The sequence below is a fragment of the Halomonas sp. BL6 genome (genome assembly GCF_006228115.1).
Taxonomy (GTDB): domain Bacteria; phylum Pseudomonadota; class Gammaproteobacteria; order Pseudomonadales; family Halomonadaceae; genus Vreelandella; species Vreelandella piezotolerans.
The window spans coordinates 264889-289118 of the sequence record NZ_VDGL01000001.1 but is presented as its reverse complement, the minus strand read 5'-3'; the positions used below and the strand labels follow the sequence as shown (position 1 = coordinate 289118).

At 56.1% G+C, this 24230-nt stretch carries 20 protein-coding genes; 17 read left to right on the top strand and 3 right to left on the bottom strand.

Annotated features, from left to right (window positions below):
• The first annotated feature begins 50 nt into the window (after nucleotides 1-50).
• The 5 genes from FHJ80_RS01280 (at nucleotide 51) to FHJ80_RS01260 (ending at nucleotide 5969) form a co-directional block, all read left to right on the top strand.
• A complete protein-coding gene (locus tag FHJ80_RS01280) occupies nucleotides 51-1070 on the top strand; it encodes a patatin-like phospholipase family protein (protein ID WP_139525253.1) in 1020 nt (339 codons plus the stop codon).
• 336 nt (nucleotides 1071-1406) lie between these two features.
• Nucleotides 1407-2759: a NarK family nitrate/nitrite MFS transporter gene (locus FHJ80_RS01275; RefSeq protein ID WP_139525252.1), complete on the top strand. Its 1353-nt coding sequence runs from the start codon at nucleotides 1407-1409 to the stop codon at nucleotides 2757-2759.
• A 78-nt stretch (nucleotides 2760-2837) separates the two neighbouring features.
• A complete protein-coding gene (locus FHJ80_RS01270) occupies nucleotides 2838-4103 on the top strand; it encodes a nitrate regulatory protein (RefSeq protein ID WP_139525251.1) in 1266 nt (421 codons plus the stop codon).
• 76 nt (nucleotides 4104-4179) lie between these two features.
• Nucleotides 4180-4866 (top strand): SDR family oxidoreductase, encoded by a 687-nt coding sequence (locus FHJ80_RS01265; RefSeq protein WP_139525250.1) that lies wholly within the window; start codon nucleotides 4180-4182, stop codon nucleotides 4864-4866.
• A 110-nt stretch (nucleotides 4867-4976) separates the two neighbouring features.
• Nucleotides 4977-5969, top strand: a complete 993-nt coding sequence (locus FHJ80_RS01260) for an LLM class flavin-dependent oxidoreductase (protein ID WP_139525249.1) — start codon at nucleotides 4977-4979, stop codon at nucleotides 5967-5969.
• A 10-nt stretch (nucleotides 5970-5979) separates the two neighbouring features.
• Here the strand turns inward: FHJ80_RS01260 and FHJ80_RS01255 are convergent, their stop codons facing one another.
• A complete protein-coding gene (locus tag FHJ80_RS01255) occupies nucleotides 5980-6612 on the bottom strand; it encodes a LysE family translocator (RefSeq protein ID WP_139525248.1) in 633 nt (210 codons plus the stop codon).
• Between the two features lie 109 nt (nucleotides 6613-6721).
• On the opposite strand from FHJ80_RS01255, the gene FHJ80_RS01250 reads away from it, so the two are divergent.
• The 4 genes from FHJ80_RS01250 to FHJ80_RS01235 all read left to right on the top strand — a co-directional run bounded on the left by FHJ80_RS01250 (nucleotide 6722) and on the right by FHJ80_RS01235 (nucleotide 12943).
• Entirely contained in the window at nucleotides 6722-7225 is a 504-nt protein-coding gene (locus tag FHJ80_RS01250; RefSeq protein WP_139525247.1) for a GNAT family N-acetyltransferase, read from the top strand.
• Between the two features lie 343 nt (nucleotides 7226-7568).
• The gene (locus tag FHJ80_RS01245; RefSeq protein WP_139525246.1) at nucleotides 7569-9245 is read left to right on the top strand and encodes a methyl-accepting chemotaxis protein; all 1677 of its coding nucleotides are present in this window, start codon (nucleotides 7569-7571) and stop codon (nucleotides 9243-9245) included.
• A 236-nt stretch (nucleotides 9246-9481) separates the two neighbouring features.
• Nucleotides 9482-11158 carry a methyl-accepting chemotaxis protein gene (locus FHJ80_RS01240; RefSeq protein ID WP_139525245.1) on the top strand — a complete coding sequence of 559 codons (1677 nt, stop codon included), beginning with the start codon at nucleotides 9482-9484 and terminating at the stop codon, nucleotides 11156-11158.
• A 129-nt stretch (nucleotides 11159-11287) separates the two neighbouring features.
• Nucleotides 11288-12943, top strand: a complete 1656-nt coding sequence (locus FHJ80_RS01235; protein WP_139525244.1) for a diguanylate cyclase domain-containing protein — start codon at nucleotides 11288-11290, stop codon at nucleotides 12941-12943.
• On the opposite strand, the gene FHJ80_RS01230 is transcribed toward FHJ80_RS01235, so the two are convergent.
• Complete coding sequence (locus FHJ80_RS01230) at nucleotides 12921-13487, bottom strand: DUF1415 domain-containing protein (RefSeq protein WP_139525243.1); 567 nt, start codon at nucleotides 13485-13487, stop codon at nucleotides 12921-12923. The genes FHJ80_RS01235 and FHJ80_RS01230 overlap by 23 nt on opposite strands.
• Nucleotides 13488-13577: 90 nt before the next feature.
• On the bottom strand, nucleotides 13578-14246 hold the full coding sequence (locus tag FHJ80_RS01225) for a GntR family transcriptional regulator (RefSeq protein WP_139525242.1): 669 nt from the start codon (nucleotides 14244-14246) through the stop codon (nucleotides 13578-13580).
• 188 nt (nucleotides 14247-14434) lie between these two features.
• On the opposite strand from FHJ80_RS01225, the gene FHJ80_RS01220 reads away from it, so the two are divergent.
• The 8 genes from FHJ80_RS01220 to FHJ80_RS01185 all read left to right on the top strand — a co-directional run bounded on the left by FHJ80_RS01220 (nucleotide 14435) and on the right by FHJ80_RS01185 (nucleotide 24091).
• Entirely contained in the window at nucleotides 14435-14992 is a 558-nt protein-coding gene (locus FHJ80_RS01220; RefSeq protein WP_139525241.1) for a chromate transporter, read from the top strand.
• Nucleotides 14989-15519 (top strand): chromate transporter, encoded by a 531-nt coding sequence (locus FHJ80_RS01215; RefSeq protein ID WP_139525240.1) that lies wholly within the window; start codon nucleotides 14989-14991, stop codon nucleotides 15517-15519. Before FHJ80_RS01220 ends, FHJ80_RS01215 begins: the two co-directional genes overlap by 4 nt.
• Nucleotides 15520-15644: 125 nt before the next feature.
• The gene (locus FHJ80_RS01210; RefSeq protein WP_139525239.1) at nucleotides 15645-16625 is read left to right on the top strand and encodes a tripartite tricarboxylate transporter substrate binding protein; all 981 of its coding nucleotides are present in this window, start codon (nucleotides 15645-15647) and stop codon (nucleotides 16623-16625) included.
• A gap of 69 nt (nucleotides 16626-16694) precedes the next feature.
• Entirely contained in the window at nucleotides 16695-17165 is a 471-nt protein-coding gene (locus tag FHJ80_RS01205; RefSeq protein ID WP_139525238.1) for a tripartite tricarboxylate transporter TctB family protein, read from the top strand.
• A gap of 16 nt (nucleotides 17166-17181) precedes the next feature.
• Nucleotides 17182-18687 carry a tripartite tricarboxylate transporter permease gene (locus FHJ80_RS01200; RefSeq protein ID WP_139525237.1) on the top strand — a complete coding sequence of 502 codons (1506 nt, stop codon included), beginning with the start codon at nucleotides 17182-17184 and terminating at the stop codon, nucleotides 18685-18687.
• Nucleotides 18688-18719: 32 nt separating this feature from the next.
• The gene (locus FHJ80_RS01195) at nucleotides 18720-20327 is read left to right on the top strand and encodes a gamma-glutamyltransferase family protein (protein WP_139525236.1); all 1608 of its coding nucleotides are present in this window, start codon (nucleotides 18720-18722) and stop codon (nucleotides 20325-20327) included.
• 106 nt (nucleotides 20328-20433) lie between these two features.
• Complete coding sequence (locus tag FHJ80_RS01190) at nucleotides 20434-22275, top strand: ABC transporter ATP-binding protein (RefSeq protein ID WP_139525235.1); 1842 nt, start codon at nucleotides 20434-20436, stop codon at nucleotides 22273-22275.
• A gap of 133 nt (nucleotides 22276-22408) precedes the next feature.
• Nucleotides 22409-24091, top strand: coding sequence for a methyl-accepting chemotaxis protein (locus FHJ80_RS01185; RefSeq protein WP_139525234.1), 1683 nt, complete (start codon nucleotides 22409-22411; stop codon nucleotides 24089-24091).
• The last annotated feature ends 139 nt before the right edge of the window (nucleotides 24092-24230 follow it).

Genomic DNA, 24230 nt, shown 5'->3' with positions numbered 1-24230 from the left:
ACTTTTATGCCATGCTAAAGGCACTTCCATCAAAGACGGAAAGGATGACGATGGCACCGGTAAAGAAGCTCGACCTCGCGCTGCAGGGCGGAGGTGCTCATGGCGCGTATACCTGGGGGGTGATCGACCGCCTTCTGGAAGATGATCGCATCGAGATCGAGGGCATCAGCGGCACCAGCGCAGGCGCCATGAACGGCGTGGTGATGGCTGATGCTTTGACTCGAGGCGGAAAGCGAGCGGCGCGTCAGGCACTGCGGGAGTTTTGGCAGGCCGTTAGCCGCGCAGGCATGGCCAGCCCCATTCGCCGCTCCCCTATGGATATTCTGACCGGCAACTGGAGCCTCGACCACTCGCCGGGCTATATCGCCATGGACTTGATGACGCGCCTCGTATCACCTTACCAACTCAACCCACTCAATTTGAATCCGCTACGGGATATCGTGGCGGCTCATATCGACTTCGAACGCGTACGCCAGTGCGACCAGCTCAAGCTTTTCGTCGCGGCTACCAATGTACGCACGGGCAAGCAGCGCGTCTTTCGCCGCGAAGAGATGAGTGTCGACGCCGTCATGGCCTCCGCTTGCCTGCCGTTCATGTTTCAAGCGGTGGAGATCGATGGCGAAGCGTATTGGGACGGAGGCTACATGGGCAATCCGGCGCTGTTCCCTCTCATGGAGGAGTGCAGCGCGCGGGACATCCTGCTGGTGCAAATCAATCCGATTCGTCGCGAAGAGCTTCCCACCTCCGCCTCGGCGATCATGAACCGCCTCAACGAGATCACCTTCAACGCTGCGCTGATCAAAGAGGTACGCATGATCGCACTACTCAAGCACGCTCTCGAAGAGCAAGGTATCGAGAACTGCTATCAGCAGGCCCTCTTTCACCGCATTAGCGGCGACCAAGCCCTGGATAACCTATCGGTTTCCAGTAAGCTCAACTCCGAATGGCCCTTCCTTTGTCACCTATTCGAGCAAGGCCGAGAGGCGGCCGAGCATTGGCTCGCCACGCATTTCGATGCCCTTGGCAGGGTGTCCACACTCGATATCGATACGGTCTACCTACACGAATAAGCGCGCTCACGCCCAGCCACTGCCCCAACTTAGCGCACGCTGCCCAAGCAGAGTGCGCTAAACGAGCGTTAAGTGCTCTACTCTCCCCCGTCTTTGCTATTTGCCAAGCAGTCTCCTATCTAAGCAAAATCTTTAACCAACTGTTTTCACTGATTTAAAAGAGTGATGGCGGAGTATTTGCTTATTTTTTCTACATGGTGATAGGCGTGGACCAGGCCCAACAGGGTACGAGTGCGTCGGACCTGACCTTCAACGATGAAGGCATGTTCCCGTAACCACGTAACGCCTGCGCGTTGCGTCTCGACAAACTCGTTCGTACGCTGTGAGGTCACTCCCATGGAGATCCGCAACAAAGCCAACCGTATCCGGTTGCTCAATTTCTCGACGCCGCAAATGCGGGCCTTTCACCTCTCCTGGTTTGCATTCCATATCTGCTTTTTTGGCTGGTTCGGTATCGCACCACTCATGGCCGTGGTGCGCGAGGATCTCGCGCTAACGCAAACCCAAATCGGCAATACCATCATCGCCTCGGTGGCGATCACCGTGATCGTTCGGCTGCTGATCGGTGTACTCTGCGACCGTATCGGCCCACGCAAAACCTATACGGGCCTGTTGATGCTGGGCTCCATTCCCGTGATGGGAATTGGCCTTGCCGACAGTTTCGAGACCTTCTTACTGGCACGCTTGGCGATTGGCGCCATCGGCGCATCGTTCGTCATTACCCAATACCACACCACCTTGATGTTTGCGCCCAACGTGGTAGGCACCGCCAATGCCACCAGCGCTGGCTGGGGCAACCTGGGCGGCGGTACCACCCAAATCGTCATGCCGCTGATTTTCGCCGGCGTTCTGATGCTCGGCGTGAACGAAGCCCTCGGCTGGCGACTCGCCATGGTGGTGCCTGGTGTGGTGCTGTTCTTTACCGGTATTGCCTACTGGCTGTTCACACAAGACGCCCCCAATGGCAACTTCAGCGAGCTGCGCGCACGCGGTGAGCTGCCACCCGCTACCGGTGAGCACGGTGCCGCCCAAAGCTTCCTGGCGGCGGCGAAGGATATCCGCGTATGGGCACTGTTCGTCGTGTATGGGCTCTGCTTTGGCGTCGAGCTAACGATCAATAACATTGCCGCCATCTACTTCTTCGACAAATTCGATCTGACCCTGGCGACCGCTGGGCTCATTGCCGGACTCTTCGGCTTGATGAACATCTTCGCTCGCACACTGGGCGGCGTGTTTTCCGATCTGTTCGCCAAACATGGTGGGCTCAAAGGGCGCGTTCGCTGGCTTTTCATAGCGCTGGTGTGCGAAGGCATTGCCCTAGTGGCGTTTTCCCAAATGCACGTGCTCAGCCTAGCCATTGGCATCATGCTGGTATTTAGCCTCTTCGTGCAAATGGCCGAAGGCGCCACCTTTGGCGTCGTGCCCTTTATCAACAAAAAAGCCCTGGGGGCCGTGGCCGGTATCGTAGGGGCCGGCGGCAACGTGGGCGCGGTGTCTGCGGCGTTTCTGTTTCGTAGCGAAAGCTTGAGCTACCAGCAGGGCCTTTTCTACCTGGGCCTGACCGTGTTGGTACTAGCGTCTTGCGTACTGGTGGTGCGTTTTAGCGAGGCCACCGAAGCCGAAGAGGCCAGCGCATACCGTGATGCCGTCGGCGACGATACGGGGGCAGGTGCTCTCTCACTACGCTAATATCGATGAACACTACCCCTGCAGGCGCGCCACTGCGGGGGCGTTTGACTTTTGGCGGCGAGTATCAAGGAAATCACCATGTCTTCTGCCCAACAGCTTCTCTTTACTGCCCTGCGCTGCGACATCGATAACCTTCACCATCTCGCTACGACCGTGGATATCGTGAGCGATATCAGCCAGTTCATTCATGTGCTGCAGCGCGAACGCGGCGCCTCGACGATTTACCTGGCCTCACAAGGTAAGCGTTTCAAAACCCGCCGAACGACCTACGTTCAACATAGTCAATCGGCCGAAGCCTCGATGCGCCTGCGTTTAGAAACGTTCAGCCAGGAAGCTCGACCTCAAGCCACCGCACGCTTGCTGCGCCGCATTGCCAGCGTTTGGCTAGCGCTGGATGAGCTCGATGCCCTGCGTCGAGCCATCGATACCTTTCATATTTCACCGGACGCGGCCACGCAGGCATTCAATCACCTGATTAGCGGTTTATTGGCGATCGTCTTCGAGGCCGCAGACACGGCTGTCGATCCAGACATCACCCGCGCTCTGGTAGCCACGTTCCACCTCATGCAAGGCAAGGAGCTTGCCGGACAAGAGCGTGCCTGCGGTGCCTTTGGGTTTACCCTAGGCCATTTCGATGACGCTCATCGCACGCTGCTCAACGAACTCGTCGAGTCCCAGCAGCGCTGCTTCGATACGTTTGCCGAATTCGCCACCCCAGAAGCACTGAGCGCTTGGGAGCAGTCGCTTTCGCCCCGAACGCTGGCCGGTATTAGCCAGCTACGCGACATCGCCTGCCAACGCTCGGAACATCGAACGGCGTCGGGCAACACCTTGGGGGAAACCTGGTATGAGCTGACGACCCTACGAATCGATACCATCAAAACGGTGGAAGACACGCTCAACACGCAGCTCATGGCCCTATGCCACCATAAAATCGCCCACGCACAAGCGGCGCTGGATCACGCCTCGGCCACACCCGACAGACCACTTCCAGCCCCCTGCGAACAATTGCTGGCGCTTAGCCCCTCTCAACCGCTGGGCGATTTGACCGCCACTGCTCTCCATTCGCCGCTGAGTCGTTCGCTGCTGGAATTGACGCATGCGCAGTCGAGTCGTCTGCAAGGACTCAGCGACGAACTGGAAAACACGCGCAAAGCGCTGCGCGAGCGGAAGCTGATCGAACGAGCCAAAGGCCTCATCATGGCCCATCAGTCGATGAGCGAAGAGGAGGCTTACCGATTTTTACGCAAAACGTCGATGGATCAAAGCAGAAGCATGGCCGATATGGCACGCTCGATCCTAGATCTCTCTGCCATGCTGCAACGACAGCAAGATAAATCCTAGCGAGGGCGCTCGTTTGCAACCCCACTCGGTTTTGGCCATGCTGAAGGTTCATGTATGACAGCAAGGAGAGCCAACGATGCAAGACCGCGTACTGTTAATTACCGGCGCTTCCAGCGGCATTGGCGCGGCCACCGCCCGGGCAGCGGCCCGAGAAGGGTATCAACTGGTGCTGGCCGCGCGTTCTGCCGATAAGTTGACCTCCCTTGCCCAAGAGCTCGGCCCAGAGAACGTGCTCACATGCGACGTCGATGTCACCGACTTACACCAGCAGCAAGCCATGGTGGAGCACGCCATCGAAACGTTCGGCCGTATCGACGCGGTATTCGCCAATGCAGGCCGCGGGGGCTCGCCCGGCGGTTTTAGCAGCGCCGACCATAACGCTTGGCGGGAGATGATTTTGACCAACATTTACGGCGTTGGCCTAACCTTGCAAGCCTGCCTGCCGGAGCTGAAACGCCGTCAAGGACACGTGCTGTTGACCGGTTCGGCCGCGGGACGCACGACCATCCCCGGTTCTATGTACAGCGCCACCAAATGGGCGGTCACGGGCATTGGTTACAACCTGCGCGAAGAGTTGCGCGGCTCCGGCATGCGGGTCACATTGATCGAACCCGGTATGGTCGACACACCGTTTTTCGACGAGCCGCCCGAGTATGCGCTGCAAGACCGCGATATTGCCAATGCGGTGATCTACGCGCTCGCTCAGCCGCCACACGTGGATGTCAATGAAATCTTGGTACGCCCGACGCCCCCCAAAGAGTGACCCCAACGCCACGGCGGTTGTAATTGCACTTGGCCGCCCACATAAACGCTGCATTATGAAGCGTGCTAACAAAAATAGCCCGCTGACCATGCACGTTTATTAGGTGATTTATGAGCCAACTTGCGAGCACCGCCCTCTCCGTTCTGGATCTTGCGCCCATTCGTCAAGGCGGAAGCGCAGGCGAAACGTTCCGTGACAGCGTATCACTGGCCCAGCATGCAGAATCGCTGGGCTATCGGCGCTACTGGCTAGCCGAGCACCACAACATTGCCGGTATCGCCAGCGCCGCCACCTCGGTCTTGATTGGTCACGTGGCGGGGCAAACGTCCACGATACGCGTGGGTAGCGGTGGCATCATGCTGCCCAATCATCCACCGCTGGTCATTGCTGAGCAGTTTGGCACGCTTGAGACGCTCTATCCTGGGCGCATCGACCTGGGCCTTGGCCGAGCCCCTGGGTCGGATGGGGCGACCATGCGAGCAATGCGCCGTCACGCCCATGCAGGTGTCGACGACTTTCCGGAGCGGTTAGAAGAGTTGCGCCGCTATTTAGACGACGAGGATCCCCGCCAAACCGTCAAAGCCGTGCCCGGTCAGGGCACACACGTGCCCATTTGGCTACTGGGTTCTAGCGGCTACAGTGCCCAGCTTGCGGCGAAGCTGGGCCTGCCCTTCGCATTTGCCGCCCAGTTCGCCCCGGGCTATCTGTTCGAAGCACTCCGTCTCTATCGAGACAACTTCCGCCCCTCCGCACATTTAGAGTCACCCTATGCCATGGTCGGCTTGCCGGTCATGGCGGCTGATAGCGACGAGATGGCGCACTACTTGGCCACCACCGCCCAGCAAAAATTCTTGAACCTGATCCGGGGGAAGCCGACCCAATCGCTGCCACCGGTCGATGCCTTGGATTGGTCACCCATGGAACGCGCCCAGGTGGAGCAGTTTTTGGGAGCGGCCATCATCGGTGGCCCAGAAACGATCAAAGCACAGCTAGCCGCGTTTCAAGAACGCACGGGGGCCAACGAGCTGATGATCAATAGCGATTTTTACAGTCACGCGGATCGCTTGCGGAGTTATGAGATCGTCGCCGAGGCGGTTCGTTAAACTGTCTGCCTTAACCTTTAGCAACCAGAAAAGCGCCTGCTGCGAACATCAGCGAACCGGCCGTGCGGTTGGTGCCTTTTTGTGCGCGCTCGGACTGAAAGAAGCGGCGCGCGGAAGACGCACATGAGGCAACCAGCATCAATCCCATCATCAGTCCCACCAGCGTCAACCCGACCGCCAACACCATATCGCTGCGGTCGAGCACGGTGAGATCGATAAAGGTCGGTAAGAAAGCGATATAGAACAGAATGACTTTCGGGTTGGAGGCCGAGATCATGAAACCTTGCAGAAAACTCTTTGCAGCATCACGACGCCAAGCGCCACGGCTGGCTGGGAGGGCGTCGAGCGTTTGCGGGGATACCTCGGCGGTCCACATTTTCCAGCCCAAATAGAACAGGTAGATGGCGCCAGCGTAGCGCAGTAGCGTAAAGGCGTCTCCCCAGTGTTCCGCCAGCGCCGCCAAACCGTAAAACGCCAGCAGCAGGTAAATCACATCGCTGACCGTCATTCCCAAGGCTAACGGGATACACGAGCGCGCTCCCGATGCCATTCCCTTCGCCAGCAGGGCAAAAATACCCGGTCCGGGGGTCACGGCGAAAACGAAAATCGCCAGAAAATACGTCAGTGCACTCTCAACGGTCATGGTCTTGCCCTCTTGCGGTTCAGTGGTTCACTTATCAACGTACCCGTCGCGCAGATACGCATTGGAGTGTGCTAACGTTACGCATGACGACACCCATGGAAGACACCTCATGTCCAGCCTTCAGTTTTCGCCGATGACCGCCAAAGAGTTCGCGCTCTTCTGGCCTACGTTTCAAGCCATTGTAGCCGCCCAGGAAACCTACGCGATAGACCCCCACATTAGCCAAGAGGAAGCGTTTGCGCTGTGGTGTCAAACGCCACGTCTTAGCATGGCGGTAAAAGATGAGCAGGGAGCACTGCTGGGCAGCTACTACTTGAAGGCCAACGCCGCAGGCCCCGGCCAGCATGTATGTAACTGTGGTTATATGGTCACGCCGCAAGCGCGGGGCAAAGGGGTGGCAAGCGCCATGTGCGAACACTCACAGCAAGAGGCCGTGACGCAGGGGTTCAAAGCCATGCAGTTCAACGCCGTCGTCGCCAGCAATCACGTGGCCGTGGGCTTATGGCAACGCCTTGGCTTCGAGATCGTCGGTACCGTGCCAAACGCCTATCAGCATGCTTCATTAGGGTATGTGGATACCCATGTCATGTACAAAGCACTAACCCCACACTAACCAAGCGCTTCTACCCTGACAGCACCCCACCGCCCTACCGTCATTCAACGCTGCAAACGACAACATCGTCGCGCGAGAGTATCCGTGGTGTTCATTCTCTCTCGCGACCACACACAAATAGCACACAAACGCTATTCACTCCCTGATCTGGAAACCTTAACGCTTACTTAAGACACTTTTTGAAACAATCCCCAATCGTTTTTTCGTAAAACAATCAAAAATCATCGTTTAACACAATCAACGCACGCTTCTATTTTATTAATTTATATTAAAATATCACTGCTACCTTTAAAGTCCCGAGCTAACGCCACGTCAGGTGTTGGGGGCAAAAAAGGTAATTGACATGCAAAAAATATCGGTCAAAAACTTGATAGCAGGAGCTCTTGCGATCCTTCTTCTCATGCTGATGGCAATAGGACTTCTGGGTTATTTAGGGGAGCGTAAAGCCGCGGCCTATTTGGAAGAGGTCAATAGCATCAGCGCCGTGCAATCAAGCTCGGCCGCTAGGGCAGAAACCAATTTGATGGAAATGCGCGTTCGTTTAGAGCGGCTTTCCCAGTACTACCAAAATGGATTGACCGCGCGGGTTGCCGATGCGCTGGCCTCGGCGAACGAGAGCCTCGGTGTTTCGGATGCAAGGATCGATGCCATGAATAGCGTACCAACGGCCTCTGAGGACGCGCGTTTTTCCTACCTTTCTACGATCAATGACACCTACGACGCTGCAGCATCAAGTGAACTTAGAAACATGCTCGCCAATGCAGATATCGAGGGACTGATCGACTATAAAGAGAACATCAACCCAGCATTTTTAGCGTTTGGCCAAGCGGTAGGCGACTTTAACCGCTTTGCGTTGGACTATGGCAATACAAAAACGGCAGAAACACTGCGCGATAGCCAAGTGCTAGGGATCACCGTCGGCCTTTTGGTAGTGCTAGCACTGATTCTCTACGTCACGATGCAGGCCACGATCAACAAGTTCTTACTCTCCCCGTTACAACGCGCCGTGCAAATTTGTGAGAACATCGCAAAGGGTGATCTCACCAGTACGATCGAAGAGCGCGGCAGCAATGAGATTGGCCGCCTTTACGCGGCGATGGACGATATGCAAGAGCGACTCGAAGAGATGATCGGCACGCTCCATCAAAGCAGTGAAGCCGTGGCCAGCAGCTCCAAACAAATTGCCAGCGGCAGTCAGGATTTGGCGTCGCGTACCGAGCAGCAGGCCGCCGCGCTTCAGCAAACCGCCGCAAGCATGGATGAGATCTCCTCGATCGTACGCCAGAATGCTGACACCGCCGGGCAAGCCGAACGCCTCACCCAAGACGCGGCTCAAAAAGCCTCCAACGGTAAACAGGCGTCCGAGCATACGCGTCAACTGATGCATGAGCTTGAAGAGACGTCACACAAAGTACATGACATCGTTCAGGTCATCGACTCGATTGCTTTCCAAACCAATATACTCGCGCTAAACGCCTCGGTAGAGGCCGCTCGCGCAGGCGAGCATGGCCGAGGCTTTGCCGTCGTCGCCAATGAAGTGCGTTCGCTCGCCACCAAGACCTCTTCGTCCTCCAAGGAGATACGTGAGTTGATCGAAGACATCTCGCAGCGCATTACTCAAGGGGCCGAGCATACCACCCGCAACGGCCAAAGCATGGCGGACATCAACACGTCAATTATGCAAGTAAACGATATGATGCAAGAATTGGCGTTGGCGGCTAAAGAGCAGGATTCCGGAATCAATCAGGTCAGTACCGCGGTTGCGCAAATGGATGCAGCAACCCAAGAGAACGTGTCGCTCGTCGAAGAAACCAGCACGGCCTCCGCCTCACTTCAAGACGAAGCCAGCCGTTTGGCCGAGCTAGTGAACGAGTTCAAGCTAAAACGCCTTGTACAAAATGCGCTCAATAGCCAGATTCCGCTTGCCGTTCAGCAAACGTTCAACACGGCTTACGTCTCTCCCCTGATAGGATCGCCCCCTTCGCGGGCGACGGCTACGCCTGAGTGGGAAGCTTTTTAGCCGATTGCTTCACATCGCTTTTGTTTCCATGCTCATAACTTAATAGGGCCGGCTTGCTGGCCCTTTTTAACAGATGCACAAGCTTTCCCTGCTTAACACCACGACCTTGCAAAAAAGTGTAAAAAAAACTGATCAGCACCTCTCAATGTCTCTCTTTTTGTGTCGATAATGTACAGGCGAGGCTCCCCTCCTTGCAGGTGTTCCCCCTCCCCTCCTTTCCTCCCGAGAGAGTCATCATGAGAAATTTATCTGTCAAACACTTGTTGGCAGCCGTGCAAGGGTTAATGGTGATCGCCCTGCTGGCCATCGCAGCGACAGGTATTGTATCCAAAATGAGTGTGATGGAGAGCTTGCGAGAGCTCGATGAGGTCGCAGCCCAGCAAGTGGCGTCGATCAACCGCGCAGAAGTCAATTTAATGGAAATGCGCTTACGCTTGGCTCGCTATACCGCTTATATCGAGGATGGCGAAAATACCTCTGCGCAAGAAGCGCTCGAACTCGCACGCGCAGCGCTCCAGCGGGCCGATACACGCTACGCTGAGTTTACCGCCATTGAAGTACCGCCTACGGCCGTTCGTGCACCGCTCATTGCAGCCATTGATAATTACTACCCACAAATGATCAACGAGGCGTTTCGCAGCGATTTAGCGGCTGCCAATTACGCTGCGATCATGCAGCACCGCGAACGCTTCAATGTGGAGTTCGACAGGCTTAGCGATGCCATTCGTGCGTTCAACAGCCGCGCGCAAGCCCTAGCAGCCGAAAACATTGCTCACGCCGAACAGGGACACAGAGTGACCATGCTGTTCAGCGGTACATTGATTGTGCTGGCGCTTCTGTTATCGCTGGGCGTCCAAATCGGTATCAATCGCCTTATCGTGCGCCCGCTGCAGCGCGCGGTGGAGCTTTGTGAGCATATCGCCAAGGGCGATTTGACCCGCCATATCGAATCGCTGGGTAACAACGAAATTGGTCGGCTCTATAGCGCCATGCATGATATGCAGGGCAAGCTGCAAAGTATGGTAGGCACGCTTAACCAAAGCAGTAGCGCCGTGGCTGCCAGTTCCCGTCAAATCGCTGGGGGCAGCCAGGATCTCGCCTCACGTACCGAGCAGCAGGCCGCCGCGCTGCAACAAACCGCTGCCAGTATGGATGAGATTTCCTCCATCGTTCGTCAGAATGCCGACACCGCCGCACAGGCGGAGCGTTTGACTCAGGATGCTTCCAAAAAAGCGGCCCATGGTAAGCAGGAGTCGGAGCAAACCAGTGTGCTGATGCGCGAACTGGAAGCCAGCTCTCAAAAAGTGAATGAAATCATTCAGGTCATTGACTCGATCGCCTTCCAGACCAATATTCTAGCGTTGAACGCCTCGGTGGAAGCCGCCCGTGCGGGCGAACACGGCCGCGGTTTCGCCGTCGTGGCGAGTGAAGTTCGCTCGTTGGCAACGAAAACCTCCAACTCATCGAAAGAAATTCGCACGATGATCGAGGATATCGCGGGCCGCATTGCAAAAGGTGCCGACCAAGCGCTGAAAAATGGCGAGAGCATGGACGACATCAACCAAGCCATCATCCGAGTCAACGATATGATGCAGGAGCTAGCGCTGGCGGCGAAAGAGCAAGAGTCTGGGATCAGCCAAATCAGTACGGCGATTGCCGAAATGGATTCTGCTACCCAGGAGAACGTTTCTTTGGTGGAAGAAACCAGCACGGCTTCAGCCTCACTGCAAGATGAAGCTTCACGGTTGGCAGAGTTGGTCGCCGCGTTCCGGATCAACGCCTCCGACCGTCACTCTATGCTTGCCCCATCCGCCGCTTCAGCGCCTACCCAGCGTTTGCGCGCTCCCTCACAAACTGTCAGCACGGCTCAACGCCAGCGGCCAGCAGCCGAGCCTGAGTGGGAAGCGTTTTAATCGAGCCTCCAGGCTGCGTGTCGGAGCACATCCGCTGTCCCACGCAGCCTCCGTTGACCCTATCGATTCGTGCCATAACAAAAATTACGTTAGGGTGACTCTCTTGACGACGACTCGCTTGGCCTATCGATGCCTAATCACCCTTCACTGCTGACGCGTATCTCTTTGCGCACCCGCATCATTGGCTTGATCACCTCGTTAGTGATTGCCATCACGCTCCTGCTGAGCTGGGTCGCTTCCCGCGAGGCGGCGCTACAACTCGAGGAAAATATCGGGTACCGCAGCGCTGATACCGCGTATCAAATGGTGGATAAACTCAGCCGCAGCATGGATGCGCGGGTTAAAGAGGTGCGCCTACTGTTGGGCATCAAAGAGTTTGCCGATCGCACCGATCCCTCCTCGGTGCGCGCCCAGCTCGAACATTTGCAGCGTAACTATGACGTGCCGTCTTGGATTGGCGTAACGAATGCCAGTGGCACGGTGATCGCCTCCACCGGAGGGCTTCTCGAAGGATCGTCGATTGCCCAGCGGCCGGTATTTATCGAAGGGCGACAAGCGTTATGGGTGGGGGATGTTCATGATGCCGTCATGCTATCCCAGCTACTCCCCAACCCCACGGGCGAGCCCATTCAGTTCGTCGATATCGCCGCTCCGCTCACCGATTCGAGGGGCATCTTTACTGGTGTGCTCGCCGTCCATCTCAGCTGGGAGTGGGCAAAACAGGTGAAAAACTCAATGCTTTCACCGCAACTGCGGGCCCAGCAAACCGAACTACTGCTGCTCTCCTCGCAAGGCACGGTGATTCTTGGACCCACTGAACTTGTCGGTGAATCGCTGGCGTTCATGGAAGGGACCCTCAGCAGCGCCACGCCCAAATGGTCCATCGAAACCTGGCCAGATGGGCAGCGTTACGTCACGGGAATAGCGCGTAGCCAAGGGTTCGGAGACTTCCCAGGTTTGGGCTGGGTTGCTGTGAGCAGGCAGCCCGTGAGTACTGCTTTCGTGCCGGTAGACCAGCTTTACGAACTGATTCTCGGCACGGGGCTACTGGTGGCCTTGATGTTTTCCATCATCGGCTGGATCGTGGCCGCTCGCTTAGTCGCACCGCTCACGCGGCTGGCGCGCGCGGCTGACAACATCCAGACGGCCACCAGCCGCAGCGAATTGACGCTGGAAACCGGCTCCCCCGAGCTCAAACGGCTATCGACGTCCATGCGTGACATGGTCGAGCGCTTGATCGATCAACGCCGCACCATCAGCCGTTTAGAAGACTTGGCCAATACCGACCCGCTGACGGGGCTGGCTAACCGCGCCTTCCTCAACCACTACCTGCAGCATACGCTGCCCGAGGCACGTCGACAGCGCCAAAGCGTCATCGTACTGCTCTTCGATCTCGATGGCTTTAAACGGGTCAACGATGAGCTTGGCCATCATGCGGGGGATTTACTGCTGATCGAGGTCACCCAACGGCTCAAGTCGACGTTGCGCAGCGGTGACGTAGTGGCACGTCTAGGCGGAGACGAGTTCGTGATGATTCTTAAAAGCACCACAGAACAAAGCGCCCATGTGGTGACGGATGTCAGCCAGCGGCTACTGCAGCGTATCGCCAGCCCGGTACGGCTGCCTGGAGGGCACCAAGCGCAGGTAGGTTGCAGCCTGGGAGCAGCGTGGTGGCCGCAACACGGCCACGATATCGAACACGTCATGCAGCTAGCCGATATGGCGCTTTATCAGGCCAAAAGCAAAGGTAAACACCGATTGGTCATTTACGGGGAATCGTCTTGAAACATTCCTGCAACTGCGCTTCAGCGACATCGCTGCCCAGTGCAGTCAAGTAGGCAATGTTTCGTTCAGGGATGGCGGCCGTATCTCCGTAAAACGCGATGGCTCGCTCGACGCTAGCCTCGCGCAGTACGTGCACCATGGGATAGGGCGAACGATTGGAGTAGTTGGCGGCATCGTCGAGGTCTGCGCCATCGAAGCAGTAGTCAGGGTGAAACGTGGCCAACTGATACACACCGTCGTAGCCTAGTTCGATCAATAGATTTTCCGCCAGCTCGACGTAATCCAGATAGTGGTCGAAACTTTTAAACAGCGTCGGAAACGTCAATAAAGTCGTCTCTGTTTCAGGGTGCTCGTCGAGCCAAACCATCTCGGCAGCCAGCTCCTCCAACGCTACTTCCACTTTTTTAGAACGCACCACCTCCACACGTATCGTGTCGTTCTCTAACTCCCGTTTGGCAAAAGGGCAAATCTCGTGTCCTACGATAAACCGGCGCACCCAAACGAGTGTCTGCTCCACGATTTGCTGATCGGCGTCTTGCGTCATCTCCACTCCCACATTGGCCTGCTGTAAGCACTTTTTAGGTGGCGAGTGCCTCGCGCTGGCCACCAGTGTACAGCGAAGTTCGCTACCCCGTCAGGCGTGCTGCTGATAGCGAGCCAGCGCGACCTCGTAGGATTTATGAATATGATCATCCATCAATGCACGGGCAGCACGCGCATCGCGCTTGAGCGCCAGCTCCACCAATTCATGGTGCTGCTCATCCAGTTCTTGTCGAATGGTGGGCATCTTGGGGCCTAAACGCCGGTATCGATCGAATTGGTCGTGCAACTGCTCGATGAACCGCAACAGCCACACCGAGCCGCAAGGCGCCACCAGGGTCCGGTGGAAGTGGGTGTGCAGACGCTCCCACTCCTCGCCTTTGTCCAGCGTAATATCCGCTCGCTTCAATCGATGTGCCGCCGCCAGCAAATCGGCTTCCCACACAGCATCGCCGTGGGCAATGGCGCGCTCTAGCGCCATTCCTTCCAACTCGGTGCGAAGGCGCGCAATGTCATCGAGCTCTTCACGAGTAAGCTTGGGTACCCTAAACCCTCGCTGATTCTCTTGAACCAGCAAACCATACGCTGCCAGTTTATTCAGCGCCTCACGCAGAGGGCTGAGCCCCACCTGATACTGCTCTTTGAGCGCATTGATGGCGAGCTTTTCGCCTGCTTTGAAGCGCCCCCCCACCAAGTCTCGACGCAGCACATCGTAGATAGAACTAGAGGCGCTGCTGGTGGGAAGCTGCACGTGCTTATTCATTTCGGCGTCCTTTTGCGTCACATCGCAAGGCTTCGGTTATCGGAACGTCCAACACTAGGTGTTGACGCCTCTTGGTAGGCTCACCTATATTCTATTTTAGACAAAATAATCGATTTTTTAACCAACAAACGATAAATAGGGACATTTATGCTGTTGACCTCATCGATCTCCTTACAGGCGCTGCCTGCATGAAGCAAACTGCACTCTTTTGGGCTTTTTTCCGCGTCGGTATTTTCGGTTTTGGCGGCGGCCCGGCCATGATACCGCTGGTCAGAGCGGAAGTCGTGACACGCCACCAGTGGCTGACGGATGAAGAGTTTGCCGATGTGTTGGCCATTGGCAATACCCTACCCGGGCCTATCGCGACCAAAATGCCCGGCTATATCGGCTATCGAGTCGCGGGCATCAGCGGCTGTGCTGCCGCGGTGATCGCCGTCATTCTGCCCATGATCGTGGCCATGATCGTGATGCTTGGCATTTTTAGCCGCTACCGCGACGTCGCCTGGATTCGCGGTATGGGGCAAGCGGTCATTCCCGTGGTCATGGTCATGATGGCGCAACTGACCTGGGACTTCTTCGATAAGTCCAAAGCCGCCCTTGGCTGGTGGGTCAGCATTGTGATGGCGGTCGCGTCGGGTGCGGTGATTTACTGGCTCGGCGTGCACCCTGGCTGGGTCATTGGAGCCATTCTACTCACGGCACTGCTACGCCCTTCGCGTAAGAAACACGTGGAGGGCACCGCATGATTTACTGGGATCTATTTCTAGCGTTTTTCATCCCCAACATCATTGGTTATGGCGGCGGTCCTGCCATCATTCCGCTTATTGAAGCCGAGGTCGTCGGCCGCTATGGCTGGATGACTTCACAAGGTTTTGCCGAAACCCTAGCCCTTGGCAACGCGCTGCCTAGCCCCATCGCCACCAAAATGGCGGGCTATGTAGGTTACGAGGTAGCGGGCATCGGCGGCGCATTCGTCGCCGTGGCCGCCACGGTAGTTCCTTCACTGCTGCTCATGCTTGGCGCACTCGGGCTTCTATATCGCCACCGCGACTCCCCACGCGTCAAGCGCATGAGTCAGTGGGTACGCCCCGTCATCGCCATGATGATGGCGTGGCTCACCCTCGGCTTTTTTATGGAAAGTATCGACGCAAGCGGCGCACTCCACACACTGCTCTTGGGTGTCGTGGCGGCTCTTGCCCTGGTGCGCTTTAACACTCACCCCGCCTTTGTCGTTATCGGCGCCTTGGTTTATGGAGGGCTCTTTCTCGGCTGACCTGTTGTGCACTAAAGACGATTCACTGCAGACAATAAGAACCCAAAATGGGACCACGCGCTCACCTCACCGCTGTTTGACGCAGCGGATCACCACACCAACTCCATCAAAAAGGTGTATAAAAAATGACGCGTTCTAAACTTGCTCTAAGTACCACACTCGCCGCCATTGGGCTGACGTCCAGCCTGGCGCTCCTATCCACTGCCCACGCGGATTATCCCGAGCAGGATATTCGTTTAATCATTCCTTATGGGCCCGGTGGTGCCACGGATATTATTTTCCGTTTGGTATCACAAGAAGCAGAGCAGCACTTAGGTGCTTCGATCGTTCCGGTGAATATGGCCGGGGCGGGCGCAACGCTTGGGTCACGCAACGTCAAGGACGCCACGCCCGATGGCTACACGCTGCTGGGCAGCCATGACACCATTGCGCTTTCAAAGCTCGCCGGTACCGTCGATTACTCCTACGACGCGTTTGAGCCCATCGCCCTACTCACACAAACCATCAATATTCCAACCACGTATGCCGGACACCCCGTAGAGAGCGCGGCAGATATTGCTGACTACGTACGCGAAAACCCAGGCCAAGTTCGTTTCAGCATGATTCCAAGCTCTACCGATCATTTCTTTTGGGCACAGTTTTTCCAAGAGGCTGGCATCGATATGGCCGATGTTCGTCTAGTGGGCTACCCCGACACTGGCCAACAAGTATCGGCATTGATGGCAGAGGAAGTGGACTTTGCCATGTTCAACCTGCCTTCTGGGGGCGCTTTTTATGAAGATGGTACGTTCAAGCCTCTCGGGATTGCGCATCCCGAGCGTTTAGACAGCATGCCGGATGTAGCGACCCTTCGGGAGCAAGGTATCGAGATGGATCACTCCACCAGTCGCGGTATCTTTGCGCCCAAAGACACACCTCAAGAGGTACTAGATGCCGTCGCAGAGGCCTATGGTCAAGCACTGGAGGAGGAGCAAGTACAAAGCCGAATCGAGAATGAGTTCGGCTCGGTTGTACGCTTCCTGGCAGGCGAGGATTACCAAGCGTTCTTAGAGGAAAACGAGGCGGCGCTTTCGGCGGCGGCTGAAAACATCGATTTCCAAAACTAAGCGTTTCGACGTCATTTCTCGCTCATGCTCCCAGGGCAACGCGCCTGGGAGCACCTGGAGGCTATGCTAATGCTAACGCTTACCAAAGACCGCGCGCTGGCGCTCGCGCTGCTTGTAATGGTGGCTGTCATGTGGGTGGAGTCGAGCTCCATTCGCCCGCCGACAAGCTGGCAGCCTTATGGATCTGCCCTGTTCCCACGCATGTTACTCGTCACGATCGGGCTTTTATCGCTTTTGCTGCTGATCCGCTCTCTGTTCACCCGCGTTGCTCCCGTGGCGTCCTGGCGAATGGAGATCAGCGGTTGGTTCGCGCGGCGTAAGTCCGTCGTAGCGCTCTTTATACTGTTTGGGCTTTATGCCGTACTGCTGCCCTTACTGGGCTATATCGTGGCCACCATCGGTTTTTTAGTGGCCTCTTTTGCTTTGCTGTTAGGCGTCGACACCAAGCGTAAATGGCTGATTAACCTAGGGATCAGCTGCACGTTCGTGCCGCTGGTATTCGTGATTTTCCGCTATGGCCTGAACGTATGGCTGCCCTAACGCTGAGGAACGACCAATGACTCATTTCTTTCTTCAAGCACTCAGCGAGGTCGGAAGCATCTCCGTCCTGGGCTTGATCATCCTCGGCGTGCTGTTCGGTATTGTCGGGGGGAGCATCCCGGGCTTTACCGTGACCATGGCCATTCTAGTGGTCTTCCCTTTCACCTTTGCCATGGACCCGGTGAGCGGCGTATCACTCATGGTCGGCGTGTTTGTCGGCGGATACTCAGGCGGTATCGTATCGGGTGTCATGTTGGGTATACCGGGGACACCTTCATCAATAACGACCGTTTATGACGGCTATCCGATGGCCCAAAAGGGCGAACCCGGCAGAGCCCTAGGCATTGGCGTGATGGCCTCTTTTCTGGGCACGATTATCAGCGTGGCCGTGCTGGTCTTCTTTGGACCGCTGATTGCCAGTTTCAGCATGAATTTCCGCCCTTGGGAAATTACCGCGCTGATTCTCTTTGCCCTTACTCTAGTAGCCGGGTTATCGAATGGCGCGCTCTTGAAAGGCCTCTTGGCCGCCGCGCTAGGCTTGTTGATTACCACCGTCGGCTATGACCGCAACAGTAACCTGCGATTTGATTTTGACCTGCCTGCGCTTAGCTCGGGATTTGAGATGCTACCCGTAATGATTGGCGTCTTTGCCTTCTCCCAACTGCTCGGCAATATCGAAAAAATGCACGACGGCCCCGACGGCGGCAAGGGCGTGGATACGAACGTGGCCATTCCTTACCGCCAGATCATGAGGGATATGGCGGGCCAAAAACTCAACACCCTACGCTCGTCATTGATCGGCAGCCTAATCGGCGCGCTACCGGGCACCGGCGGTACCGTTGCCAACTTTGTGAGCTACGATCAGGCGAAAAAGTTTTCCCGCCATCCTGAAACGTTTGGCACCGGAACGCCTAACGGGATCGTTGCCTCTGAGGCCTCCAATAGCGCAGTAGCGGGCGGCGCGTTCGTACCGACGTTAGCACTGGGCATACCGGGGGATCTTCCAATGGCCATCATGATGGGCGTGCTGATTCTTCACGGCATTACGCCAGGCCCGATGATGTTTGAGCAAAACCCCGTTTTGGTCGGCGCCATCTATGCAAGCCTCTTGATCGGTGCGGTAGTGATGGTGCTGTGTAATCTGCTGCTGGTGCGCTGGTTCGCCAAAATTTCGTTAATTCCGCAACAAATATTGGTGCCCGTCGTACTGATGCTCTGCGCGATCGGCGCCTATGCACTCAATAACAACCTCTTTGATATCTGGGTGCTGTTTATTTTCGGGATCGTCGGCTACTTGCTGTGGAAGGCGGGGGTTCCTCTCACACCGCTCATTCTCGGCGTGGTGTTGGGCAATAACTTGGAACGGCAGCTTTTCCGGGCGCTCGAACTCGACCCTAACTGGCTCACCTTTCTCACGCGGCCACTCTCTGCCCTGTTCTTAGTGTTGGCGGTCGCTTCGGTCGTCTTCTCGCTCTATCAAGACCGCAAACTGAAACGCCTAAAACCCGCGACATCCCAATAGTGATGACTCATCGACGCAAAGGATTCTACAACATGCATAACGACGCTCTCTATTACCCTAGCGCCTCGCGGCGTATGGCTACCTTTGGCAAGCGTGGCATGGTCGCCACTTCTCAACCGATTGCCGCTCAGGTCGGTATTACTATGTTGCAGCAGGGCGGCAACGCCATTGACGCCGCGATTGCCACGGCTGCCGCACTGACCGTCGTGGAGCCGACCTCGAACGGTATTGGCAGCGACGCGTTTGCGATCGTATGGGTCGATGGGAAGCTACACGGTCTCAATGCCAGCGGGCCTGCCCCCCAGGCGGCCACGATCGAGGCCCTCGAATCTCTGGGGCATGACACCATGCCCAACCACGGCTTGTTACCAGTCACAGTGCCCGGCGCCCCTGCTGCCTGGGCGGCACTCTCCGAGCGCTTTGGCAAACTGCCGTTTGCCGATCTGCTCGCCCCGGCCATTGCACTGGCGGAAGAGGGATTTGCCGTGACGCCAGTGATCCATCAAATGTGGGAAGACGCCTTTCATAACTACGCCACTTACCCAGATGCGGCATTCAAGCCCTGGTTCGATACCTTTGCTCCCAAAGGCCGTGCGCCGCGTCCAGGCGAGCTATGGTCGTCACCCGGCCACGCAAAAAGCTTATCTGCCATTGCGGTTACCAAGGCCGAGGCGTTTTACCGTGGTGAGCTGGCTGAAGCCATCGATGCGTTCTCCCGCGAGCACGGTGGTTTGATTCGTAAAGAGGATTTAGCGGCGTATCAGCCCGAGTGGGTCGACCCGATCAGTGTGCGTTATCAGGGCCACGATATTTGGGAAATTCCGCCCAACGGCAGCGGCATGATCGTGCTGCAGGCACTCGGCATGCTGGAACGGTTAGACCCGTGCCCAGGGGATGCCGTTGAAACCCTGCATCGTCGGATCGAAGCCACCAAGCTTGCCTATATGGATGGCTTCAGACACATCACCGAACGCAGTGAGATGGTGCCTACCACCGAGCAAATGCTCGACGATGCTTACCTCAAGGCACGCGCGGCGCTGATCGGTGAACACGCGGTGGATCCTGCCCACGGCAACCCATTACAGGGAGGCACCGTTTATCTCGCCACCGCGGACGACGATGGCAATATGGTGTCGTTCATCCAGAGTAACTTCAAAGGCTTTGGTTCTGGCATGGTAGTACCCGGCACCGGGATTAGCCTACAAAACCGCGGTTGGTCGTTCTCGCTAGATCCTGAACATGCCAATGCACTGGCCCCCGGCAAGCGCACTTATCACACCATCATTCCGGGCTTCATCACCAAAGATGATCAGGCCGTTGGGCCCTTTGGTGTGATGGGCGGTTATATGCAGCCCCAGGGTCAGGTGCAAGTGGTCACGTCAATGATCGAGGATCAGTTGAATCCGCAAGCTGCGCTGGACATGCCGCGCTGGAAATGGACCACGGGTAGAACGGTCGAGGTGGAAGCCGACTTCCCCAACCACTTGGCACTGGCGCTCGCCCGGCGCGGCCATAAGATCGTCAAGGTAGCCGACTCCATCAGCTTTGGCCGTGGTCAAATCATTCTCCGCGACCCTGTTACTGGCGTGCTGCAGGGCGGCACCGAACCCCGCACCGATGGGGCAGTACTGCCGCTATAGTGCTTTTCAGCTCATCACCTGCTGCCCGAGTAAGGGCAGCAGGCTGGCTATCAACGCCAAAGCACCGCATCATGGCAGCCTATTGAATTGATGCTGCTACGCCACGATGCCGTACTCTCCTTCTTCTGCCTCCCCATTTAATCGCTTTTTCAGCGTGTTTCGCTACAGTCGCCGTGCTCTGTTTCTGGTATGGGAAACCTCACGCTGGATGATGCTGGGCTTGGCGCTTTGTACGCTGGTGGCAGGCGTGCTGCCCGCGGTGGCCGCCTATGTGGGCCAACTGATCGTCGATGGCGTGTTGGCGGCCATGGAGAGTTATGAGGCGGCCCGTCAACCGGATGTATGGGCAACGCTAATGCCGGTACTGGGCCTAGTAGCGCTCGAAGGCGCTATCATTGCGTTGATGGCGTTAGCCCAGCGTGGTCTCTCGGCCCAACAGTCGCTGTTAAGGGCATTGCTCGGTCAGAAAGTGAACGTCATGATTCTGGAAAAAGCGGGCACCCTATCGCTTAGCCAGTTTGAAGACTCAGAGCTTTACGACCAGCTCACTCGGGCTCGGAGAGAGGCCTCGACCCGCCCACTGGCATTGGTCAATAAAACCTTTGGGCTGCTGCAGAATGCCATTTCACTTGGCAGCTTTGCTTTTCTACTGGTGCAGTTTTCACCCTGGGCGCTACTGATCTTAGTGGTGGGCGCGCTACCGGTATTTTTCTCGGAAGCGAAATTCTCTGGCGATGCTTTCCGGCTATTTCGCTGGCGTTCACCGCAAACCCGCATGCAGATGTACCTAGAAACCGTACTGGCCCGAGAGGATAGCATCAAAGAGGTCAAACTGTTCGGTTTGGAGTCGCGTTTCCTGCAGCGCTACCGGGATATTTTTCATCAGCTCTATGGCGAAGACCGCCGCTTGACGTTGCGCCGTGAAAGCTGGGGCTTCATGCTGGGCCTACTCGGAACGCTAACATTCTACGTGGCCTATGGTTGGGTCGTCGTCGAAACCGTTGTCGGCGCGCTAACACTCGGGCAGATGACCATGTACTTAATGGTTTTCAAGCAAGGCCAAAGTGCGCTGTCGGCCAGCCTCACCGCCGTTAGCGGCATGTACGAAGATAACCTCTACCTTTCCAACTTGTATGAATACCTGGAACAGCCCACCGAAGCCGACGCTGGCCATGTGACCCAAGGTGCCGTGCAGGGCGACGGTCTGCGTTTCGAGCAGGTGAGCTTTGCCTACCCCGGTGGCCATGACGTGTTGCACGATATTTCGTTGCATATCCCTCCCGGCAGTAGCCTTGCCTTGGTGGGCGAAAATGGCTCAGGCAAAACAACGCTGATCAAACTATTGACGCGGCTTTACCGACCGACCCAGGGACGCATCTTGTTGGATGGCAGCGATCTCAACGACTGGGATACCCAAACGCTCAGAGCAAGAGTGGGGGTCATTTTTCAAGATTTCGTACGTTACCAGCTAAGCGTGGGTGAAAACCTTGGGGTAGGAGATACCGCGGCCTTCGATGATCAACAGCGCTGGCAACAGGCCGCCACAGATGGTCTAGCCGATGGTTTCATCGCACGCATGCCCGACGGCTACCACACCCAGCTTGGACGCTGGTTCAAAAATGGCCAAGAGCTCTCGGGCGGACAGTGGCAGAAAGTAGCACTATCCCGCGCTTACATGCGCCAAGAGGCCGATATACTGGTACTGGACGAGCCCACCGCCGCGATGGATGCCGCCGCAGAGGCGGATGTCTTTGCCCGCTTTCGTGACCACAGCCGCGACAAGATGACGATTCTGATCTCCCATCGATTCTCGACCGTCCGCAGCGCCGACCACATCATCGTCATCGACCAAGGGCGCATCATCGAGCGCGGTACCCATGACACGCTCATGGAGACGAACGGGCGCTATGCGGCGCTGTTTCGTTTGCAGGCAGAAGGGTATCAATGACAAATATTCACACTTTACCCCGAGCCATTGTTCAAACGTAAACAATAGTGACACCGGCTTGTCCGTTATCGCCAGCCCTTTTATCTAATCGTATAGTTGAAGCATCCCAAAAAAGGCACGGGGGTGCTGCAAAATGAAAACCATTCACAAAATCAGCTTTAAATACGCGGCTGCTTTTATCGTTGTCGCTTTATCGCTCTTAGCGGTCGTCATTGCCGATGCGTTGCTCGTCAACATGGTCAAAGGACGACTCAATACGTTTATCGAAAACTACATTCCTGCCATGTCAGCGACGCTCAATGCCGATCGCGACTTATACCAAGCACGTGTAGCACAGATGGAATACGTATTGACGGAGCCGAGCTCCGAAAAAAGTACTGAATTGCTTGCAAGCTTTGAAGAGAATGCACAACAAGCCTATGACAGAATGCAAGTGTATGCTCAGAAAATGCAAAACTACCCTTTACTGACAGAACACCTGCAAAATTTTGAACCTCTTTATGACAGCTGGAGGGTAGAGAGCCAACGGGTCTTTGAATTATATAATGCGGGAAATATCGAAGCCGCTTTAACTGCATTATCGGGTAGCTCCCTCGAGAGTTTCGAGCGCCTTCGCGAACTGTACGACATCTCTGACCAAAGCATTGAGCGGGCAACAATAGAGGCAGAAACGACCGTATTAAATAGAATCAAAGCGCAACAAACAGCGACACTCGCTTTTTCGGGCATCGTCTTTTTAGTTGTCTTATTGATTGCTTTCATCGGCCCTAAATTGATGTCTAAAGCGATACGACAAGTGAGCTTCCGAATTAAAGAAATTACCGATGGCGATGGCGATTTAACCGCGCGTATTCATAATCAGCGTAAAGATGAGCTGGGAGAACTGGCGGTAGCGTTCAACGCCTTTATCCAGCGTATCGATGAGACCCTGCAATCCGTCAGCAGCAGCACGATTAGCTTACAGCACGCGTCAACGGAAATCGCTAAAGGCAGCCAAGAACTGGCCACACGTACCGAGCAAGCGGCTGCAAACTTACAACAGACGTCTGCCTCCATGGAGCAAATTGCCGCCGTAGTGAATAACGCATCCGACGCTGCCCAGCAAGCGAACCAGCTAGCGCTATCGACCCGAGACATTGCCCATCAAGGTTTGAATGCCATGCAGGGCGTTCAGAAAACCATGGGCAGCATTAGCGAGTCGTCCGGCCAGATCAGTGACATCGTCACCATGATCGAAAGCATTGCCTTTCAAACCAATATATTGGCTCTCAACGCCTCGGTCGAAGCAGCCAGAGCAGGGGAGCATGGCAGAGGCTTTGCCGTGGTGGCACAAGAGGTACGCATCCTGGCAAGCCGGACGAGTGAAGCGTCGAAGAGCATTTCCGAGCTCATTAGCACGTCGGCGGAACGCACCCACTCCGGCGTCTCGCAAGTAAAAGCCGCCAGCGACACGCTGCATAGCATGATGCAAAGCATCGAGCGGGTTGCCGATGTGGTAGCAGAAATTAGTGCCGGGGCAAAAGAGCAAAGCGTGGGGATTGGTCAAGTCAATGACGCGGTGAACGAGCTAGACAGCATGACGCAGCACAACGCCTCAATGGTTGAGGAGTCGAGTGCCGCCGCTGCTGAGCTACGAGAACAGGCAGATCGTCTCAGTACGCTAGTGGGCTCCTTCAAATTGAGCCACAGTGATTCGAACGTTGATTCGAAGCGCCAAGCCTTACTTGATCGAACAATGAAACGCACACTACCTTTATCAACTAAAGTGCCTAAGAGTTTAGTGAGTCGCCCTGCCCCTCAATGGGAGTCTTTCTAATGTCATCAATGACACTTCTCGTTTGAATTAACGGCGTTTCCATGCGTCTTCAGGTTTCTCCCCTGGCCCCCGAAGGCGCTTTTGCACTGCCGGGACTGGCCATGCGTTTGTTGAGCAGCACTACACCACTGCCCTACAA

Excerpts from the sequence above, each read along its gene's own strand:
- FHJ80_RS01225 (WP_139525242.1), bottom strand. The coding sequence starts at position 14,246 with ATGAATAAGCACGTGCAGCTTCCCACCAGCAGCGCCTCTAGTTCTATC.
- FHJ80_RS01260 (WP_139525249.1), top strand. The coding sequence starts at position 4,977 with ATGAGCCAACTTGCGAGCACCGCCCTCTCCGTTCTGGATCTTGCGCCC.
- FHJ80_RS01195 (WP_139525236.1), top strand. The coding sequence starts at position 18,720 with ATGCATAACGACGCTCTCTATTACCCTAGCGCCTCGCGGCGTATGGCT.
- FHJ80_RS01235 (WP_139525244.1), top strand. The coding sequence starts at position 11,288 with ATGCCTAATCACCCTTCACTGCTGACGCGTATCTCTTTGCGCACCCGC.
- FHJ80_RS01255 (WP_139525248.1), bottom strand. The coding sequence starts at position 6,612 with ATGACCGTTGAGAGTGCACTGACGTATTTTCTGGCGATTTTCGTTTTC.
- FHJ80_RS01240 (WP_139525245.1), top strand. The coding sequence starts at position 9,482 with ATGAGAAATTTATCTGTCAAACACTTGTTGGCAGCCGTGCAAGGGTTA.
- FHJ80_RS01265 (WP_139525250.1), top strand. The coding sequence starts at position 4,180 with ATGCAAGACCGCGTACTGTTAATTACCGGCGCTTCCAGCGGCATTGGC.
- FHJ80_RS01210 (WP_139525239.1), top strand. The coding sequence starts at position 15,645 with ATGACGCGTTCTAAACTTGCTCTAAGTACCACACTCGCCGCCATTGGG.
- FHJ80_RS01245 (WP_139525246.1), top strand. The coding sequence starts at position 7,569 with ATGCAAAAAATATCGGTCAAAAACTTGATAGCAGGAGCTCTTGCGATC.
- FHJ80_RS01200 (WP_139525237.1), top strand. The coding sequence starts at position 17,182 with ATGACTCATTTCTTTCTTCAAGCACTCAGCGAGGTCGGAAGCATCTCC.
- FHJ80_RS01250 (WP_139525247.1), top strand. The coding sequence starts at position 6,722 with ATGTCCAGCCTTCAGTTTTCGCCGATGACCGCCAAAGAGTTCGCGCTC.
- FHJ80_RS01230 (WP_139525243.1), bottom strand. The coding sequence starts at position 13,487 with ATGACGCAAGACGCCGATCAGCAAATCGTGGAGCAGACACTCGTTTGG.
- FHJ80_RS01275 (WP_139525252.1), top strand. The coding sequence starts at position 1,407 with ATGGAGATCCGCAACAAAGCCAACCGTATCCGGTTGCTCAATTTCTCG.
- FHJ80_RS01270 (WP_139525251.1), top strand. The coding sequence starts at position 2,838 with ATGTCTTCTGCCCAACAGCTTCTCTTTACTGCCCTGCGCTGCGACATC.
- FHJ80_RS01205 (WP_139525238.1), top strand. The coding sequence starts at position 16,695 with ATGCTAACGCTTACCAAAGACCGCGCGCTGGCGCTCGCGCTGCTTGTA.
- FHJ80_RS01220 (WP_139525241.1), top strand. The coding sequence starts at position 14,435 with ATGAAGCAAACTGCACTCTTTTGGGCTTTTTTCCGCGTCGGTATTTTC.
- FHJ80_RS01190 (WP_139525235.1), top strand. The coding sequence starts at position 20,434 with ATGCCGTACTCTCCTTCTTCTGCCTCCCCATTTAATCGCTTTTTCAGC.
- FHJ80_RS01280 (WP_139525253.1), top strand. The coding sequence starts at position 51 with ATGGCACCGGTAAAGAAGCTCGACCTCGCGCTGCAGGGCGGAGGTGCT.
- FHJ80_RS01215 (WP_139525240.1), top strand. The coding sequence starts at position 14,989 with ATGATTTACTGGGATCTATTTCTAGCGTTTTTCATCCCCAACATCATT.
- FHJ80_RS01185 (WP_139525234.1), top strand. The coding sequence starts at position 22,409 with ATGAAAACCATTCACAAAATCAGCTTTAAATACGCGGCTGCTTTTATC.